Source organism: Kocuria sp. CPCC 205263, from assembly GCF_040981075.1.
GTDB classification, from domain to species: Bacteria; Actinomycetota; Actinomycetes; order Actinomycetales; family Micrococcaceae; genus Kocuria; species Kocuria rosea.
The window spans coordinates 265,083-283,936 of record NZ_JAVKPV010000001.1; the positions used below are offsets into that span (position 1 = coordinate 265,083).

The window sequence follows — 18,854 nt, forward strand, 5'->3', positions numbered from 1 at the left end:
CTTCGGGTCAGTCTACCGGCTCCCCGGACCCCCGCAAACCGGGGGACTCCCTGATCAGCCGCACCGGGCGGGGGCCGACGGCTCGGCGCGGGCCGCGGGACCGGCGGGGAGCACCGGGCGCGGGAGCAGCGTCGTGTACCCGGGGTGGCGGGCGGCGACCGCGTCCCCGGAGGAGGTCCCACGCAGCCGCCGCCTGACCCAGGGCAGCAGGTACTCGCGGGCCCAGAGGAGGTCCTCCTTCAGCACGCCCGGGCTCGCCGTGACCGGCAGCCGGTCGGTGGGCGGCAGCTCCAGGGCGTGCTCCACGCCCAGCAGCTCGAGCACGCGGGCGGCCACGCGGGTGTGCCCCGCGGTCGACATGTGCAGCCTGTCCACCGCCCAGTAGCGCCAGTCCTGCAAGGTGCGCATCCGCCAGTAGTCGAGGACCAGGCACCCGTGCCGGTCGGCGATCTCCCTGACGTGCTCGTTGTAGAGCGCCTGCCGGGGACGGGTCCAGGACGTGGGGGCGTCCCGGCCGGGGTCGAAGGCCGTGAACAGCACCACCTGGGCGCCGGAGCCCCGCAGCCGGGCGACCGCCTGCTCGTAGATCCCCATGAGGGCGTCCACGTCCGCCCGGGGGCGCAGCAGGTCGTTGCCCCCGGCGTAGAGGCTCACCAGGGTCGGCTCCAGGGCCAGGCACGCCTCCAGCTGCTCCTCGACGATCCCGCGGAGCAGCCGCCCCCGGACCGCGAGGTTCGCGTAGCGGGTGTCCGGGTGGGCCGCGGTCAGCTGCTCGGCCACGAGGTCCGCCCAGCCGCGCACCCCGTTGGGGCGGGCGGGGTCGGGGTCGCCCACGCCCTCGGTCATGGAGTCGCCGAGGGCCACGTAGCGGATGGGCGGTGCGAGCGGCACGGCGGCCGGGCGGGGCGTCGTCGGCTCCGTCATGCGGTGTTTCCTCCGTTCGGGGCAGGGGGGTGCTACGGGCGGGGCCGCGAGGGCGCGGTCAGGGTGCCGTCCGGTCGGTGTGCTCGGGCTGCCCCGGCTCCCCCACGGACCGGAGGCGGGAGCGGTTGCCGAGCGCCTCGTTGACCGCGCGCACCAGGGAGTTCGCCCGGGCGTTGTCCGGCAGCTGCTCGATCAGCACCGGGTTGCCCGCGGAGTCGGCCAGGGGCACGCGCCAGTTCGGGTACTCGTCCCCCGTGCCCGGCTGGTTCTGCATCCGGCGCTCGCCGACGGCGTCCACGAGGGAGACGTTGAACAGCAGCGCCGGGGACTGGGCGAGGTAGCGGTGCAGCGCCTCGACCAGGCCCTGCTCGTCCGTGGCGTCCCCGTCGGGGAGCAGCCCGTCCGCGGCGACGGCCGCGAAGAACGTGTCGAGCTGCCGGCGGGCCTCGGCCCGCTCCTCCTCCACGGGCCGGGCCAGCAGGCCCAGCTCCTGGCGCACGTCCACCTGCACGCCCTCCAGGAAGCCCGCCGTGGGCGGGAAGTCGTGGGTGCTGACCGAGGCCATGCTCAGCTCCCGGTACTGCGCCGGGGGGAGCGGCTCGTCGCCGTCCACCTCGAACCACAGGATCGAGGTGCCCAGCACGCCGCGCTCCGCGAGGTACTCCCGCACCCACGGCTCGAGGGTGCCCAGGTCCTCCCCGACCACCACGGCCCCGGCGAGCTCCGCCTCGAGCGCGAGGATGCCGACCATCGCCTCGTGGTCGTAGTAGACGTAGGCCCCCTCCGAGGCCTCCTGGCCGTCCGGGATCCACCACAGCCGGAACAGGCCCAGGACGTGGTCCACCCGGATGCCGCCGGCGTGCCGGAAGATCGTGCGCAGCATGTCCCGCCAGGGCAGGTAGCCGGCCTCGGCCAGGCGCTCCGGGTGCCACGGGGGCTGGGACCAGTTCTGGCCCTTCTGGTTGTACATGTCCGCGGGCGCGCCCACGCTGACGCCCAGGGCCAGCACGTCCTGGAGCGTCCACGCGTCGGCGCCCTGCTTGTGCACGCCCACGGCGAGGTCGTGGATCACGCCGATGTCCATCCCGGCCAGGTGCGCCGCGCGCTGCGCGGCCTCGAGCTGCTCGTCCAGCAGCCACTGCATCCACACGTGGAAGTCGATCCGGTCGGACAGCCGGGTCCGCGCCTCCACCGCGTACGGGGCGTCGGGGCGCGCCGCGGCGTCGTCCCACTCGGGGGCGTCCTCGCCGAGCTCCTCCCGCAGCGCGCACCACAGGCCGAAGTCCTGCAGGCCCTGCCCGCCCTCGGCCACGAAGCGGCGCAGCTGTTGCTGGCGGTGCGGGGAGCGGCGGACGGTGAACAGCAGCTCGAGGCTCTTCAGCTTGGCCGCGTACGCCTTGTCCCGGTCGATGGTGCTGGTGTCGAGGTTGTCCTTGCGCTGGATCGCGGCCAGCGTGTTGACCACCTCGAGGTCGCCCGGGCGCAGGTAGGCGTACTCGGGGACCTCGGCGATGCGCAGGTAGAGGGGGTTGAAGAAGCGGCGGCTGGTCGGCAGGTACGGCGAGGGCTCCACCGGCGGTGCGGGCTCGGCGGCGTGCAACGGGTTGACCAGCAGGTAGTCCGCCCCCTGCTCGCCCGAGATCGCGGCGAGGCTCGCGAGGTCCGAGGCGTCGCCCACGCCCCACGAGCGCCCGGAGGTCACCGAGTAGATCTGCGCCATGTAGCCCCAGCGGTGCCGGCCGTGCAGCCGGTCGGTGCTGGCGAGGTGCCGCGGGGTCACGGCCAGCGGCGTCGTGACCGCGCGTCCGCCGTCGACGTCGGGGCACTCGGCGCGGACCTCGTACCAGCCCACGGCGAGGCCCTCGGGCACCTCGAAGGTGGCCTGGCCGGTGAGGACGCCGTCCACGTCCCGCGGGGAGCGCCAGTTGTCGACCTGGGGGGCGGTGGTCCGGGCGCCGCCCTCCGCCACGAGGGTCACGCGGACGGTGGAGCCGTGCGGGACGTGCACCGCGAAGCGGGTGCGCTCCCCCGCGACGGCGACGACCACGGGCGGCAGGACCCGCCGCCAGGGCGCCAGCTCCCGCTGGGCGAGGCACGCCTCGATCGCGGCGTCGTCGCCGGCGTCCGCGCCCAGCGCGTGGAGCACGGCGCGCAGCGTCGGTTCCGGGACCTCCCGCTCCTGTCCGTCGAACCCGGAGTAGGTCGTGGAGACCCGGTAGGCCTCGGCGAGCCGGCGCAGTGCGCCGTCGGTGGTGGTGGTGTGGGCCATGGACCCCACTCTAACCACCAGCGCGGCCGGAGCCGCAGGCTGCTGATGATCCGGGCGGCTACGCCAGGGTGCGGGCGACGTCGACGACGAAGCGGTACCGCACGTCCGAGGCGACCACCCGGTCGTAGGCGGCGTCGACGTTGTCGGCGCCGATCAGCTCGATCTCGGACTCCACGCCGTGCTCGGCGCAGAAGTCCAGCATCTCCTGCGTCTGCGGGATCCCGCCGACCATCGACCCCGTGAGCACGCGCTGGGGGCCGATCAGGGCACCCGGGCGGACGCTGTACGGCTCGGTGGGCAGCCCCACGGAGCACAGCACGCCGTCGACCCGCAGCAGGGACAGGTACTGCTCGACGGGCAGGTCCGCGGAGACGGTGTTGAGGATCAGGTCGAAGCGGCCCTTGTTGCGCTCGAAGGTCTCGGGGTCCTTCGTGGCCCAGTAGTCGGTCGCGCCGAAGGCCAGGCCGTCCTCCTGCTTGGACAGGCTCTGGCTCAGGACGGTGACCTCGGCGCCCATGGCGGCGGCGATCTTCACGGCGACGTGGCCGAGCCCGCCCATGCCCAGGACGGCCACCCGCCGGCCCGGTCCGGCGCCCCAGCGCCTGAACGGGGCGTACGTGGTGATCCCGGCGCACAGCAGCGGGGCGGCCCGGGCGGGGTCGAGCGCCTCGGGGACGCGCAGGACGAACCGCTCGTCGACCACGATCGCGCCGCTGTACCCGCCCCGGGTGGGGGTGCCGTCGGCCTGGGGCGTGTTGTAGGTGGCGGTCACGCCCTCCGTGCAGAACTGCTCCTGGCCGCCGGTGCAGTGCTCGCAGCGGCCGCAGGAGTCGACGAAGCAGCCGACGCCCACCGTGTCGCCGGGGGCGAAGCCGGTCACGGACTCCCCGACCACGCGGACGCGGCCGACGATCTCGTGCCCCGGGGTGACGGGGTAGTGCGTGCCGCCCCACTCGTCGCGCGCGACGTGGATGTCGGAGTGGCAGATGCCGGCGAAGTGGATGTCGATCTCGACGTCGCCCGGGCCGACCGGGCGGCGCTCGATCGTGGTGCGGCGGAAGCCCGAGTCGGCGGAGACGGCCTCGAGGGCGGGGACTGTGGTCATGGGGTGCTCCTGTCGTGGTGCGGATGACGCCCGGCGGGGGTCGCGGGGCGGTGGTCGTGGGGTCCGGGGGCGTCCGGCCGGGACGGCCGGCGCCGGGACGGTGCGCTCACCAGGCGTGGGCGACGAGCTCGTAGGACCGGGCGCGCACCTCGGGGTCGTGGGCGTAGCTGTTGAGCATCAGCTCGTCGGCCCGGGTGAGCTCGACGATCTGCTCGAGATCGGCGACCACCCGCTCGGGCGTGCCGACCGCCGAGACGGCGAGGTGCTCCTGCACCATGCCCGCCTCCGCCGCGGTGAGCTCCACGCGCTCGACGGGCGGCTGGAGCGGCCGGCGGTCGTTGCGGGCGATCCCGCGCACCAGCAGCTGGTGGGTGCTGAACTGGCGCCGCGCCTCCTCGTCGGTGTCGGCGGCGAGGATGTTCGCCGCGACCATCACGTGCGGACGCTCGACCGTGGCGGTCGGGGCCTGCGCGTCGAAGCGCTGCCGGTACAGGGCGATGGCGTCCATGATCCTGGCCGGGGCGAAGTGGGAGGCGAACGCGTAGGGCAGGCCGAGCCGGGCTGCGACCTCCGCGCCGCCCGTCGACGAGCCGAGGATCCACAGGGGAACGTCAGTGTCCCGGGCCACGGGCGCCCGGACGACCTCCTGCTCCTGGCCGCCGAACAGCCGCACCAGACGGCGCACGTCGGCCTCGAAGGTGTCGTGGCCGGCGTGGCCCCGCCGCAGCTCGAGGGCGGTGCGCATGTCGGTGCCGGGCGCCCGGCCCAGGCCCAGCTCCACGCGGCCGGGGTAGAGGTTGGCGAGCGTGCCGAAGGCCTCGGCCACGGTCAGCGGCACGTGGTTGGGCAGCATGATCCCGCCGGAGCCCACGCTGAGGCGCTCCGTGGCGGCGAGCGCCTGCCCGACGAGCACCGCCGTGGCGGAGGACGCGAACGCCTCCGTGTTGTGGTGCTCGGCGTACCACAGGCGCCGGTAGCCGGAGGCGTCGAGCCGGCGGGCGAGGTCCAGCGCCTCGCGGAGGGCGTCCGCGGTGGAGCGGCCCTCCGAGAGGGGCACGAGGTCGAGGGCGGACAGCGGGACGCGGGGCGTGGCGGGCAAGGGCGGGGCTTCTTCCGTCGGGGATGGCACGAAGGGGTTCGGTGGCGGCAACACCCCCGGCCGGGGTGCTTATTCCGGGCGTCCTCCCGGGCGTTGTCCTGCTCACACCCCCGCCCCGGACGGCGCCCGGTGGGGCACCATGGGAGCATGACGTCCTTCCCCGCCCCCACGCCGTCGCTGCCCACGTCCTCCCCCGAGTTGCCGGCGCCCGCCCCCGGGTGGGCCCCGGCGTGCGTGGTCTTCGACTGCGACGGCATCCTCATGGACACGGAGGCGAATTGGGCCCGGGTCCAGCGCGCCGTCTCGGAGCGCTACGGGCTCGAGTTCACCGAGGCCATGGAGCGCCGGATGATGGGCTGGTCCGCTGCGGACGTCGCCTCGGCGATCGCCGAGGCCGCCCGGGCCGACCGCGCGGCGGTCCACGCCGACGTGCTGCGCACCGAGGAGGAGACGCTGACCGGGCACATCGTGCCCCTGCCGGGCGCGCTCGAGACGGTGCGCGCGTTCGCCGAGCGGCTTCCCGTGGCCGTGGCCAGCAACTCCACGAGCACGATCCTCGGCGTGAAGCTGGAGGAGGCCGGCTTCGCCCCCCACCTCAACACCTGGGTCTCCTCCGAGGACGTGCCGCGCGGCAAGCCGGCCCCGGACATCTACACCGAGGCGGTGCGGCGGCTGGGCTTCGCCCCGGGCGAGGCCCTGGCCGTGGAGGACTCCGTGGTGGGCGCGACCTCGGCCGTGGCGGCGGGACTGGTGGTCGTGGCCGTGCCGTCCGTCCCGGACGGCGACCCCGTGCCCGCCCACCACCGGGCCGCGACGCTGACGGACCCCGCGTTCCGGAAGCTCATGACCCGCTGGCTGGGCTGAGCGGGGCGCCCGCAGCGCTCAGCGGTTCCAGAGACCGTAGGTCTGCGCGAGCTCGGAGACCTTGCGGGCCCGGGCCAGGCGGGGCAGATAGCTGCCGTCGCCCACCACGTGCCCGGAGTCGTGCTGCGTGATGAGCTCGCGGGCCCAGGTGATCTCCTGCTCGCTCGGGGCGAGGTGGCGGTTGATCCCGTCGGTCTGCTGCGGGTCCAGGCACAGCTTGCCCGTCATGCCCATGGACTGCGTCACGGCGCACGCCTCGGCGAGGCCCTCCTCGGAGGCGCCCAGGGTCGGCCCGTCGATGGGACCGGGCAGCTCCCCCACCCGGGAGGCCACCACGAGGCTCGAGCGCGCGAACGCGAGCGCCAGGGGGTCCGCGCTGACACCGGTGTCCCGGCGGAAGTCGCCGACCCCGAAGGCGAGCCGGAACACGCCCGGGGCGCGGGCGATGTCGTTGGCGTTCATGATCCCCACCGCCGACTCGATGAGCGCCACCACGGGGGTGCCGGCCGGGGCCATCATGGCCGTCTTGGTGATGTGGTCGGGGTGCTCCGTCTTGGCCAGCATGATCCCGCGCAGGTGGCCGACCCGGCTGAGCGCGGCGAGGTCCTGTTCCCAGTACGGCGTGGTGATGTCGTTGATCCGCACCCACGCGCTCGCCCCGGCCTGGAAGGCCTCGACGACGTTCTGCCGAGCCTGGTCCTTGCCCTCGGCGGGAATGGCGTCCTCGATGTCGAAGACCACGGAGTCCGCCTCGGAGGCGAGAGCCGCGGGGAAGACGGACGGATCGGCGGCCGAGGTGAGCAGCCAGGAGCGGGACAGGCGGGCGGGCAGCGCGGCGGCGCGCTGGTTGCGGTAGGGGGCCACGTGAGGGTCCTTTCCGAGAGGGGGTCAGCGGGGACGGGAGGCCCCTGGGCACCCGTCCCCGTGAACGGGCCCGGGCCGTAGGAGCTGTCCAGTCTAGGCCGCGCGCCGATCCGGCGGAACGCTCAGACGGTCAGGGGCGTGTGACGTCCGTCAACCCGCTCCTCCGGCCGGACGGGGCCCGGCGCGGTCCCCGCCCCGAAGGGCGAGCCGCCGAGGGTCTCCCGGCCGTGCGCGGACACCCAGTTGGCCAGGTCCGGGCCCACGGGCACGATCTGGTTCGGGTTGATGTCCTCGTGGACCACGAAGTAGTGCTGCTTGATCTGCTCGAAGTCCACGGTGTCGCCGAAGCCCGGCGTCTGGAAGAGATCCCGGGCGTAGCCCCACAGGTGGGGCATCTCGGTGAGCTTGTTGCGCGAGCACTTGAAGTGCGAGTGGTAGACCGGGTCGAAGCGCACCAGGGTGGTGAACAGCCGCACGTCCGCCTCGGTGATGTGCTCGCCCATGAGGTAGCGGCGGGTCGAGAGTCGGTCCTCGAGCCAGTCCATGGCGACCCACAGCCGCTCGTAGGCCTTCTCGTGGGCGCGCTGGGAGCCGGCGAAGCCGCACCGGTAGACCCCGTTGTTGACCTCGGTGTAGACCCGCTGCATGACCTCGCGCATCTCGTCCTCGAAATCGGCCGGCCAGAGGTCGGGGGCGCCCTCGCGGTGGAAGTCGCCCCACTCCTTGGCGAGGTCCTCCGTTATCTGCGGGAAGTCGTTGGTCACCACCTGGCCGCTCGCGATCTCCACGACCGCCGGCACGGTGATGCCCCGCGGGTAGTCGGGGTAGCGGGCGAAGTACGCCTCCTGGAGCCGCTCGATGCCCAGCACCGGGTCCCTGCCGTCCGCGTCGAGGTCGAAGGTCCACGACCGGACGTCGTGGACGGGACCGGGCAGCCCCACGGAGAGGGCGTCCTCGAGCCCCAGGAGCCGTCGCACGATGAGGGTGCGGTTGGCCCAGGGGCAGGCCCGCGCGGCGACGAGCCGGTAGCGGCCGGCCTCGACGGGCCAGGCCCGCGCCCCCTCGGGCACGTCGGCGCGCGCCGGGTCGCGGACGATGCGGTCCTCGATGTAGGCGGTGTCCCGGGTGAACTCCTCGCCGGGATGCACGTAGGCGCCGGCGGTGCTGTGCTCGGACCGCTGGGTGCTGCGCTGTGACATGGTGGCTCCTCGCGGTGCGGCGGGACGGGGCGCCACCGGCCGGGACGGCGGTCGGCGGCGGGACGGCCGCACCTCCCGCCCCTCGGTTTTGATGATATGTCAATCACAGAGAGGGCGCCAGCGGGAGGTCCCGTCTGAGGCGAGGTCTACAGTGGAGGCGTCCGGCACCCTCCCACCACGGAAACAGCCCGCCCATGAGCACCCACGGCAACGAGCCCGAGTACGGCCAGCGCCTTCCCCCGCAGCACGTCCCGCCCCGGACCGCGCCCCGGGCGGCCCGCAGGCCTGCGGCCTCGCCCCGGGCCGCCCGTCGGATGGCGCGCGGGCTCTCCTTCACCCTCGTCCTGCTGGGCCTCCTGCTCGGCGGCGGACTCGCCGCCCTGGGCCACGCATGGGGGTGGGCGGTCGGCGCGCTGCTCGGACTGCCCGGGCTCGCGGGCTTCGTCGTCGTCCAGGCCCAGCTGCACCCGGCCCTCCGGGACGCCTCGGTGCCCCCGCTGCGGAGCCGCTCGAAGCTGTGGCTCATCCCCGCCGCCCTGCTGCTGCTGGGCCTCCTGCCCCTCGCCGGGGTGTTCGCGGTCCAGCCGCTGCTGGCGGGCACCACGGGTGCGCACCTGGCCGACGAGTACGTCAGCGTCCTGGTCGTCTCGGGGATGACGCTGGTCGTCGCGGCCGGCCTGGGCTTCGGGCTCGTCGCCATGGCCTCGTTCACCCCGGTCGACGACGACGACTCCCCGCTGCGCCCCACCGGCTACGCCGAGCGGCTCCGACGGCCCGCGCGCGGACCCGGCGACCTCTACGACTCGGAGTGGATCCACCGCCGCCCGGCACGGTACGGCCGCGACGCCGGCGACCGCCCGGACCCGCCGGAGGGCCCGGTCGGCGGTTGACATTTGTTGACACGTCAATTTATAGTGGGGTTTTCCCGCGCCACGAGAGGACCGCCGCATGAGCCACCCGGAGACCGGCGAGGTCAACTGGCTGTCCGACGAGGAGCAGCGCGTCTGGCGCGGCTTCCTGGCCCTGAGCCGCGGCATGCAGACCGCGGTGGACCGCCAGCTGTCCCGGGACAGCGCGCTGTCCGGCTCGGAGTACGAGGTCCTCGTCCAGCTGTCGGAGAGCAGCGCCGGCGTGATCCGATCCCGCGACCTGCTCCACGAGCTCGGCTGGGAGCGCAGCCGCCTCTCCCACCTGCTCTCCCGCATGGCCCGGCGCGGGCTGCTCGAACGGCTGCCGTGCGACAGCGACGCCCGCGGCCTCGACGTGCGGATCACTCCGGAGGGGCGGCGTGCCATCGAGGCCTCCGCCCCCGGCCACCTGGAGCTCGTGCGGGCGGCGCTGATCGACCACCTGACCCGGGAGGAGATGGACGCGCTGCTCTCCGTCTCCGGCAAGGTGCTCCCCCGGCTCGAGGAGCTGGGGCTGTGCTGACGCCGGGCGCCTGAGCCGTCCACCGGCCGAGGCCGTCCGCGGCTCGGAACCGCCCCGGACAGGGGACAGGCCCTGCCGCATGGGGGGATCGGCAGGGCCTGTCAGGCATCCCGATCGGGGGAATGGGACGCCAGTCGCCGGCAGGAACCATCCGGAGGCAGATGGGGGGATCACCTCCGGGCCATCGCCGACGACAGATTTACCTTAGACCCAGTGATCTGCATGAGCAAGCCGCCTGTGCGTTTTGTGTCCTCGACGGCCGCGGCGGCCCGGGAGGCGACCACGGGCGCGCTCGGCGCCGTGGCCGGACGGCCCGGCCGGGACACGGGAGCACCCCCGCGGGCCGAGGCCTGCGGGGGTGCTCCCGTGCTCCGCGGGCGTTGCGCCCGCGGCTGGCGTCCTACTTGGTCTGGCCCTCCTTGGCGAGGACGTAGTCGTAGACGACCTCTTCGCCCACGCCGCCGTCGGTGCGCGGCTTCGGGTCCAGCATCAGTTCGGGCTTGACCGCCGAGGCGATGTCGTCCTCGTTGTGCGGGTCGCCGGGGAAGTACAGCTGCTGGGTGACCAGCTGGTGGCCCGGGGCCGAGACCTTGATGTGGATGTGCGCCGGGCGCCAGGCGTGCCAGCCGGCCGCACCGATGAGCTGGCCGCAGGCCCCGTCGGTGGGGATCTGGTACGGGGCCGGGCGCTTGGTGTTGATCTCGAAGCAGCCGTTCTCGTCGGCCTTCACCGTGGCCCGGAACAGCCACTCGGGCAGCTCCGGGGCGTACTGGGAGTAGAAGCCGTTGGCGTCGGCGTGCCAGATCTCCACCTGGGCGCCCTGCAGCGGGTTGCCGTCGGTGTCGGTGAACCGGCCCTTGAACAGCAGCGGGGTGCCGGGCTCGTCCTCGCGCATCTGAAGGGTCGCAGGAGTGGGCAGCACCGGGGAGTCCGGCACGTAGTAGGGGCCCTCGATGGTGCCCACGGCGCCGGGGCGCTCCTGGGAGTTCACGTCCTCGATGGTGTGCTCCAGCCACACGTCCAGGAACAGCGGCCACTCCCCGTCGGTGCCGACCTTGATCAGCCACGCCTTCAGCGCGTTGTACTCCTCGTAGGTGACCTGGTGCTTGACCGCGATGTCGTTGATCGCCCTGATCGCCTCTCCGGCCAGCAGGGACACCCGCTCCTTCGGCACGTCCAGCTTCGGCAGCTTGCCCGAGGCGGTGAACCGCTCGGTCGCCTTGGACCCGGCCTCGACCGCGGTGCCCTCGTTCTCCTTGCGCGTTGCCGCGTGGGTCTCCGTCATGGTGTGCTCCACATTCCTCGTTGAACGGTGATCAGGGACGTCCCTCGTGCCCGCCGCTCCCGACGCGGCTCGCGGCCGCCGGCTCGGGCCCTCCGGCTGTGACACCGGACACGTCGACGTCTCCACCAGACTAGGGGCGCGATCAGGACGCGACAAATATCAATTGGGCGTCTTTTCTGCACCCAATACGGCATAAAAACCCCCTGGGTTACTCCTAGGGGTTTGCCTGATGTGAGCGGAGTCACGGCGCACCAGACTGGCTCCGTACCGTCCGGCAGGAGCCGGTCGCAGACTTCGGCCCGCACGTCCCGAGCAGACGTCCCGCCCAGACATCCCGAGCAGGCAGCCCGACCAGAAGGAGCACGTCATGACCGAGAACCTGACCCACGTCCGCGAGGTCCTCTCCGACGCCGTGGTGGACGACCGTGAGAACGGGCTCATCCGGGCCAAGCGGGAGATCTTCACCGACCAGGAGATCTTCGAGCTGGAGATGAAGTACATCTTCGAGGGCAACTGGGTGTACCTGGCCCACGAGTCGCAGATCCCCAACGTGGGCGACTACTTCACCACCTACATCGGCCGCACCCCGGTGGTCATCACCCGTGACAAGGAGGAGAAGCTGAACTGCATCGTCAACGCGTGCTCCCACCGCGGTGCGATGCTCTGCCGGCGCAAGACGGACAACCGCACCACCTTCACCTGCCCCTTCCACGGGTGGACGTTCAAGAACTCCGGCGAGCTGCTCAAGGTCAAGGACGGCCGCAACGGCGGCTACCCGGAGAACTTCAACAAGGAGGGCTCGCACGACCTGACCAAGGTCGCCCGCTTCGACTCCTACCGCGGCTTCCTGTTCGGCTCCCTCAACCCGGACGTGCTGCCCCTCGAGGAGCACCTGGGCGACGCCACCACGGTGATCGACTCGATCGTGGACCAGTCCCCCGAGGGCCTCGAGGTCCTGCGCGGCGCCTCGACCTACACCTACGACGGCAACTGGAAGGTCCAGGCGGAGAACGGCGCCGACGGCTACCACGTGACCTCGGTGCACTGGAACTACGCCGCGACCACCGCCCGCCGCACCGCCGGCGACTCCGCCAACAAGACCAAGGCCATGGACGCCGGCAAGTGGGGCAAGGTCAAGGGCGGGTTCTACTCCTACGAGCACGGCCACCTGCTGCTGTGGCAGGAGTGGACCAACCCGCAGGACCGCCCGCTGTGGGACCGCCGCGAGGAGCTCGTCGACAAGTACGGCGAGGAGATGGCGAACTTCATGATCAACATCTCGCGCAACCTGTGCCTGTACCCGAACGTGTACATCATGGACCAGTTCTCCTCGCAGATCCGCCACTTCCGGCCGATCTCCGCGGACCAGACCGAGGTCACCATCTACTGCATCGCCCCCAGGGGCGAGTCCCAGGAGAACCGCTCCAAGCGCATCCGCCAGTACGAGGACTTCTTCAACGCGACGGGCATGGCGACCCCGGACGACCTCGAGGAGTTCCGCTCCTGCAACAAGACCTACTGGGCCACCTCCGCCCCGTGGAACGACATGTCCCGCGGCGCCGCGCACGAGATCCAGGGCCCGGACGAGCAGGCCCAGGCCCTCGGCATGACCAGGGTCATCGCCTCCGGCGTGCGCACCGAGGACGAGGGCCTGTACCCCGTCCAGCACGGCTTCTGGAAGGACGTCATGGACAAGGGTCTGGCCGCGGAGGAGCGCGCCGCCGCGCAGCCCGCTCCCGCGACCGCCTGACCCGGACTCCCCCGAACCACAGAAAGAGTGCAGAACACCATGGCCAACCTGCTGAACCCCCTGACGGCGCTGAAGACCGCCGAGGAGATCGCGACCCTCGAGACCGTGCGCGCGTTCCTCTACAAGGAGGCACGCCTGCTGGACGACCGGCAGTTCGACGAGTGGCTCGAGTGCTACCACCCGGACTCCGAGTTCTGGATGCCGTCCTGGGACGACGACGACCGGCTGACCGAGGACCCCCAGAACGAGATCTCCCTGATCTACTACGACAACCGCGGCGGCATCGAGGACCGCGTGTTCCGCATCAAGACGGACCGCTCCTCCGCCACGTCCCTGCCGGACCCCCGCACCGGGCACAACATCACCGACGTGGAGATCCTCGAGCACGACGGCGACCGGGTGCAGGTCCGCTTCAACTGGTTCACGCTGTACTTCCGCTACAACACCACGGACACGTACTTCGGCACCAGCTTCTACACGATCGACCTCTCGGGCGACGAGCCGGTGATCCTGAAGAAGAAGGTCGTCCTGAAGAACGACTACATCCACCACGTCGTGGACGTCTACATGATCTGACGCCGGCCGTGGCCGGTCCCGCACCGGGGCCGGCCACGACGGACCGTCCGTATTCCGTGCTCACCGAGCACCCCCGCACTTCCCACAGGCCGCGACGACGCGGCCCCCCACCCAGGAGGAAATCATGGGCCACCAGGTAGCCCTCAGCTTCGAGGACGGCGTCACGAAGGTCGTCAAGGTCGGCGACTACGAGACCGTCCTCGACGCCGCCTACAAGGCGCGCATCAACATTCCCGCGGACTGCCGGGACGGCGCCTGCGGCACCTGCAAGGCCTTCTGCGACTCCGGCTCCTTCGACCCCGGGGACTTCATCGACGACGCCATGACCGAGGAGGAGCTCGAGAAGGGCTACCTGCTGACCTGCCAGGCCGTCCCCGAGTCCGACATGGCCATCCAGATCCCGGCGACCGCCGAGTCCGCGAAGACCTCCGCGGCCACGTACACCTCCACGCTCCAGGAGCTGGAGAAGCACTCCGAGACGACGATCTCCTTCACCCTCGACGTCGAGAAGCGGGAGGACCTCGCGTTCCTGCCCGGCCAGTACGTCAACATCAAGGTGCCCGGCACCGACGCCGAGCGCTCCTACTCCTTCAGCAGCGGCCCCGAGGTGGAGGGCGCGGCCTTCATGGTCCGCATCACCCCGCAGGGCGCGATGTCCGAGTACCTGCGCGACCGCGCCCAGGTCGGCGACACCGTCGAGTTCAGCGGCCCCTACGGCTCGTTCTTCCTGCGCGAGCCCAAGCGCCCGCTGCTGCTGCTCGCCGGGGGCACCGGTCTGGCCCCGCTCCTGTCGATCCTGGAGAAGCTCGCCGAGAACCCGCCCAGCACCCCCGTGCACCTGATCTACGGCGTGACCCGCGAGGCCGACATCGTCGGCCTGGACCGGCTCCGCGCCTACGAGGCGAAGCTGCCGGACTTCACCTGGGACCACATCGCCTCCGAGGAGGGCACCTCCTCCCCCCACACCGGCTACGTCACCCAGATCATCGAGCCGGCCCACCTCAACGACGGCGACGTCGACATCTACCTGTGCGGCCCGCCCCCCATGGTCAACGCCGTCTCCGCGTGGCTGGACCGCGAGGGGATCGAGCCCGCGAACTTCTACTTCGAGCGCTTCGCGCCGAAGGAGACCACCGGCGGCGACGCCGAGACCGGCGCGCCGCCCTCCCCCGAGACGATCGCCGCCGAGGGGGACACCATGACCCGCTCCGAGGCGCTCTCCTCGCTGGAGACCGGCCGGCTGGAGTTCCGCAAGGAGGACAGCTTCGCCCACCTCGACGCCCGCATGGGCCTCGAGCTCGCCGTCACCGAGCTCGTGATGGGCCGGCTGACCGAGGAGCAGCTGGAGCAGTTCCGGCGCCTCGCCGAGGCCACCACGCGCTCCGTGGGCGCGGGCACCGTGCAGGACCCCGAGGAGTACGTGCGGACCAACGAGGAGTACCACGAGTACCTCTTCATGGTCTGCGACAACCCCACGCTGCTGGAGTCCTACCGCCGGCTCGACGTGCGCGAGCAGATGGCCGCGACCTTCGAGCGGGGCACGGAGATCTTCGCCCGGGTCGCCCAGGACCACCTGGACGTCGTCGAGGCCTTCGAGCGCAACGACAAGGAGCGCGCCCGCGAGGTCATCATGGCCCACGCCCGCGACGCCAAGCAGACCATGTCCACGGCGATCGACGCCAAGGAGGCCGGCCGCTGATGGGCGCACCGTACGCGGGACAGTTCCTCACCCCGGGCCGCTTCGCCGGCAGGGTGGCGGTCGTGACCGGCGCCGCGCAGGGCATCGGGCAGAAGGTGGCCGAGCGGATCGGCGCCGAGGGCGGCGCCGTCGTCCTCGTGGACCGCGCCGAGCTGGTGCACGACGTCGCCCGGGGCATCGTCCGCGCCGCCGAGGCCTCGGGCTCGGGCGGACCCGCCACGTCCGTGACCGCCGATCTCGAGACCTGGGCCGGGGCCCAGCAGGCCGTGGAGGCCGCGCTCGCGGCCCACGGCCGGGTGGACGTGCTCGTCAACAACGTGGGCGGCACCATCTGGGCCCGCCCCTACGAGGAGTACGACGAGGAGAAGATCGAGAAGGAGATCCGCCGCTCGCTCTTCCCCACCCTGTGGTCCTGCCGCGCGGTGCTCCCGGCCATGCTCGAGCAGGGCTCGGGCACGATCGTCAACGTCTCCTCGGTGGCCACCCGCGGCATGCACCGGGTGCCCTACGCCGCGGCGAAGGGCGGGGTGAACGCGCTGACCCAGTCCCTGGCCATGGAGGTCGCCGGCCGCGGGATCCGCGTGGTCGCCACCGCCCCCGGCGGCACGGAGGCCCCGCCCCGCAGGGTCAAGCGCGGGCCCGAGGCCGAGAGCGCCCAGGAGAGGGCCTGGTACCAGGCGATCGTCGACCAGACCGTGGACTCATCGTTTGTGAAGCGCTACGGCACGCTCGACGAGCAGGCCGCGCCCATCGTGTTCCTCGCCTCCGACGAGGCCTCCTACGTCACCGGCAGCGTCCTGCCGGTCGCCGGCGGGGACCTCGGCTGAGCCGCCTCCGGGCGGACGCCCGCCGGCGTGGTCGCAGCCCCTCCACGGGTAGACTCGCGGCCATGACGGCGGGCCTGCACCACGGAGAACCCGGCGAGGAGCTCCCGCTGGTCGGTCGGGCCGCCGCGCTCGAGGAGCTCCTCGAGGTCCTGCGGACCGTGCGCAAGGGCCACGTCCGCACCGTGGTGCTCGAGGGTCCGCTGGGCTCGGGCAAGACGGCCCTGCTCGAGCTGTTCCTCGACCACTGCCGCTCCGCCGCGCGCGGCGTCCGCGTGCTCAGCGCCACCGGCGACGAGTGGGAGTCCCAGCTCGCCCTGGCCGGGTACAGCCAGCTCATGCTCGCCACGCCCCTGCGCTCCTCCCGGGGCTTCGACGGCGAGCCCGCGCCGCCCTCGGCCCCGGTCGCGGACCTGAGCCCCGCGCAGGCCGTGAACTACGCCGCCACCCTGAGCACCCACCTCGAGAGCCTGCAGACCCGCGGCAGCGTGGTGGTCACCGTCGACGACGCCCACCGGCTGGACGAGCAGACCCTGCGGATCCTGGTGTTCGTGATGCGCCGGCTGCACGGCAAGCGGGTCATGTTCGTGCTGACCCTCGACCCGGCGCAGGCGTGGCACGTCCCGGCCGGGGTGCTCGACTTCCTCACCGGCCACCAGGTCCAGCGCCTCCCCCTCGAGCCCCTCGGGGCGGAGGAGGTCCGGGCCGCGGCCCGGCACTTCTTCGGCCTCGACCTCGGCGCGACCGCCGCACACCGGCTCGTCCGGCACACCGGCGGGCTCCCCCAGCAGGTGCTCGAGCTGCTGCGCGAGCTGCCCGAGGACACCTGGCACTCCTGGTTCGCGGACCTGCCGGCGAGTTCCCGGGTGCGCACCCGAGTGCACAGCGTCCTCACCGGGGCCTCCCCCGACCTGATCCGCACGGCCGAGGCCGTCTCCGTGCTGGGGCGCAGCGCGGGCCTGTCCGAGGTGGCCCACGTCAGCGGGGTGGACGCCCTGATGGACGCCCTCGACGAGGGCCACCGCGCCGGGCTGCTGGACCTCTCCGTGGACCAGGCCCGCTCGGTCGTGCAGTTCTTCGAGCCGGGCGCCGCGGAGGCCGTCTACGGGCTGATCGTGCCGAGCCGGCGGATCGCGCTGCACCGGCGGTCCGCGACCGTGGTGCACGAGGAGGGCGAGCGGCTCGGCCACCGCGTCTCGGCCACCCCGGGGCCGGACGAGTCGCTGGCCGTGGAGCTCGAGGCCTTCGCCGCGCGGCAGGCGATGGTGGGCGCCTGGCAGGACGTCGCCACGGCGCTGTTCTCGGCGTCCCGGCTCTCCGCGGACACGCGCGCCCGCAACGACCGTCTGCTCCGGGCCGTGGACGCCCTGGTCGGCTCGGGCAACATCGCCCAGGCCGGCATGTGGGCGGCCGCCGTGGACGCCATGCCGTCCTCCCCCCTGCGCTCGTCGGTGCTCGGCTACCTCTCCACGGTGTCCGGGCAGAACCGCAGCGCGCAGACCCAGCTCGAGATGGCCTGGCGCACGAGCAACCGGCAGCGGGACCCCGCGGCCGCCGCGCAGATCGCCCAGCGCTTCGTGCTGCACGGCGTGGCCTCCTGGGACGGGCCCGTCATCACCCGGTGGGCGGAGACCGCGATGTCCCTCACCGCCCCCGGCACCCCCGCCCACATCGAGTCCGAGGCGATCTACGGCCTGGGCCTCTTCGCCCAGGGGCGGCTGCGGGAGGCCGAGGCGTCCTACGAGCGCGCCTTCGAGCACGCGGCGGAGAACGCCCAGAAGCAGCGCGTCCAGATGGGCGCCGGGTGGCTCGCCCTGCGCGCCGACGACGTCGAGACGGCGCTCGTCAACTTCCAGGCGGCCGCCCCCACCGAGTACCGGGGCGGGTCCCTGCGGATCTCCCTGTGGGCGGAGGCCTGGCTGGCCCGCACCCAGCTGGTGCTGGGCGACTGGGACGCCGCGGCGGCCACCGTCTCCCGTGCCTCGGTGCGCCTCGAGACCTCGCAGATGCCGCTCATCCGCCCGCTCCTGTACTGGACCGCCGCGGAGCTGTGGTCGATGCGAGGGGACTGGGACCGGGCCCGCCACTACGTCTCCCAGGCCGCCGTGCAGCCGGGCACCTACCGGGCCATGCAGGTCCCGGCCAGTCTCGCGCGGGCCCGCTTCCACGAGGCCCGCGCCGACTACGAGAGCGCGCTGGGGGTGCTGCAGCCGCTGACGGACCTCGACCCGTGGACCGACGAGCGGGTCTCCTTCTGGCCGTGGCAGGACACCTACGTCAACGCCCTCGTGATGACCGACCGGCTCGAGGACGCGGACGCGTTCCTCACCGCGTTCGAGCGCGTGCGCCGCGAGCGGCGGATCCCCTCCGACGACGCCCGCATCTCCTGGGCCCGGGGCCGGATCCTCGCCGCGCAGGGGGACCCGGACACGGCGCGGGAGCACTTCGAGGCGGCCCTGGGCCACCTGCGCGGGCTCAACCGCCCGTACCTGCGCGCCCGGATCAGCTTCGCCTTCGGGCAGAGCATGCGCCGTGCGGGCAAGCGACGCCTGGCGTCCACCGTGCTGCGGACCGCGCGGGACCTCTACGACTCGCTGGGCGCCGCCACCTACGTGGAGCGCTGCGACCGCGAGCTGAAGGCCACCGGTCTCGACGTCGGGAACCTGCCGGACCCCTCCGACCCGGTGCTCGCCGCAGTGGGCCGCACCGCCGTGCAGCTCACCGCCCAGGAGCAGGCGGTGGCGGAGCTGGTCTCGGGCGGGGCCACCAACAAGGAGACCGCGCGGGCCCTGTTCCTCGCCGAGAAGACCGTCCAGTACCACCTGACGCGCGTCTACGGGAAGCTGGGGATCCGCTCCCGCAGCGAGCTCGCCGCCCGCTACCGCTCCCCCGACTGACCGGCCCCGGACGACCGCGAGGTCGCGGACGACGGCGACAGCCGGTGGCCGGGTCGCCGTCGTCCGCC

The 18,854-nt window shown here is 72.8% G+C and carries 15 protein-coding genes; 8 read left to right on the forward strand and 7 right to left on the reverse strand.

Features of this window, described 5'->3' with window-relative positions; translation table 11 throughout:
- Nucleotides 1-54 precede the first annotated feature (54 nt).
- The 4 genes from RF647_RS01245 to RF647_RS01260 form a co-directional block, all read right to left on the reverse strand.
- The gene (locus tag RF647_RS01245) at nt 55-924 is read right to left on the reverse strand and encodes an SGNH/GDSL hydrolase family protein (protein WP_368810149.1); all 870 of its coding nucleotides are present in this window, start codon (nt 922-924) and stop codon (nt 55-57) included.
- Between the two features lie 58 nt (nt 925-982).
- A complete protein-coding gene (gene malQ / locus RF647_RS01250) occupies nt 983-3,193 on the reverse strand; it encodes a 4-alpha-glucanotransferase (protein ID WP_368810150.1) in 2,211 nt (736 codons plus the stop codon).
- A gap of 58 nt (nt 3,194-3,251) precedes the next feature.
- The gene (locus tag RF647_RS01255; protein WP_368810151.1) at nt 3,252-4,298 is read right to left on the reverse strand and encodes an NAD(P)-dependent alcohol dehydrogenase; all 1,047 of its coding nucleotides are present in this window, start codon (nt 4,296-4,298) and stop codon (nt 3,252-3,254) included.
- 106 nt (nt 4,299-4,404) lie between these two features.
- Nucleotides 4,405-5,397: an LLM class flavin-dependent oxidoreductase gene (locus RF647_RS01260; protein ID WP_095650355.1), complete on the reverse strand. Its 993-nt coding sequence runs from the start codon at nt 5,395-5,397 to the stop codon at nt 4,405-4,407.
- A gap of 147 nt (nt 5,398-5,544) precedes the next feature.
- Here RF647_RS01260 and RF647_RS01265 point away from each other — a divergent pair, with 147 nt between their 5' ends.
- A complete protein-coding gene (locus tag RF647_RS01265) occupies nt 5,545-6,261 on the forward strand; it encodes an HAD family hydrolase (RefSeq protein WP_368810152.1) in 717 nt (238 codons plus the stop codon).
- A gap of 18 nt (nt 6,262-6,279) precedes the next feature.
- On the opposite strand, the gene RF647_RS01270 is transcribed toward RF647_RS01265, so the two are convergent.
- Together RF647_RS01270 and RF647_RS01275 are read right to left on the reverse strand one after the other, a co-directional pair.
- Complete coding sequence (locus RF647_RS01270) at nt 6,280-7,125, reverse strand: CoA ester lyase (protein ID WP_133409133.1); 846 nt, start codon at nt 7,123-7,125, stop codon at nt 6,280-6,282.
- A 122-nt stretch (nt 7,126-7,247) separates the two neighbouring features.
- A complete protein-coding gene (locus tag RF647_RS01275) occupies nt 7,248-8,324 on the reverse strand; it encodes a glutathione S-transferase C-terminal domain-containing protein (RefSeq protein WP_368810153.1) in 1,077 nt (358 codons plus the stop codon).
- A gap of 194 nt (nt 8,325-8,518) precedes the next feature.
- Between RF647_RS01275 and RF647_RS01280 the strand changes: the two genes are divergently transcribed.
- Nucleotides 8,519-9,214: a hypothetical protein gene (locus RF647_RS01280; RefSeq protein ID WP_368810154.1), complete on the forward strand. Its 696-nt coding sequence runs from the start codon at nt 8,519-8,521 to the stop codon at nt 9,212-9,214.
- 58 nt (nt 9,215-9,272) lie between these two features.
- The gene (locus tag RF647_RS01285; protein ID WP_368810155.1) at nt 9,273-9,755 is read left to right on the forward strand and encodes a MarR family winged helix-turn-helix transcriptional regulator; all 483 of its coding nucleotides are present in this window, start codon (nt 9,273-9,275) and stop codon (nt 9,753-9,755) included.
- Between the two features lie 400 nt (nt 9,756-10,155).
- Here RF647_RS01285 and catA read toward each other — a convergent pair whose 3' ends face one another.
- A complete protein-coding gene (catA, locus tag RF647_RS01290) occupies nt 10,156-11,040 on the reverse strand; it encodes a catechol 1,2-dioxygenase (protein WP_368810156.1) in 885 nt (294 codons plus the stop codon).
- Between the two features lie 367 nt (nt 11,041-11,407).
- On the opposite strand from catA, the gene benA reads away from it, so the two are divergent.
- The 5 genes from benA (at nt 11,408) to RF647_RS01315 (ending at nt 18,786) form a co-directional block, all read left to right on the forward strand.
- Nucleotides 11,408-12,790, forward strand: coding sequence for a benzoate 1,2-dioxygenase large subunit (gene benA, locus RF647_RS01295; protein WP_368810157.1), 1,383 nt, complete (start codon nt 11,408-11,410; stop codon nt 12,788-12,790).
- 39 nt (nt 12,791-12,829) lie between these two features.
- On the forward strand, nt 12,830-13,366 hold the full coding sequence (benB, locus tag RF647_RS01300; RefSeq protein WP_368810158.1) for a benzoate 1,2-dioxygenase small subunit: 537 nt from the start codon (nt 12,830-12,832) through the stop codon (nt 13,364-13,366).
- Between the two features lie 124 nt (nt 13,367-13,490).
- Nucleotides 13,491-15,065 (forward strand): benzoate 1,2-dioxygenase electron transfer component BenC, encoded by a 1,575-nt coding sequence (gene benC, locus RF647_RS01305; protein WP_368810159.1) that lies wholly within the window; start codon nt 13,491-13,493, stop codon nt 15,063-15,065.
- Entirely contained in the window at nt 15,065-15,892 is an 828-nt protein-coding gene (locus RF647_RS01310; protein WP_368810160.1) for a 1,6-dihydroxycyclohexa-2,4-diene-1-carboxylate dehydrogenase, read from the forward strand. Before benC ends, RF647_RS01310 begins: the two co-directional genes overlap by 1 nt.
- 62 nt (nt 15,893-15,954) lie before the next feature.
- Entirely contained in the window at nt 15,955-18,786 is a 2,832-nt protein-coding gene (locus tag RF647_RS01315; protein WP_368810161.1) for an AAA family ATPase, read from the forward strand.
- The last annotated feature ends 68 nt before the right edge of the window (nt 18,787-18,854 follow it).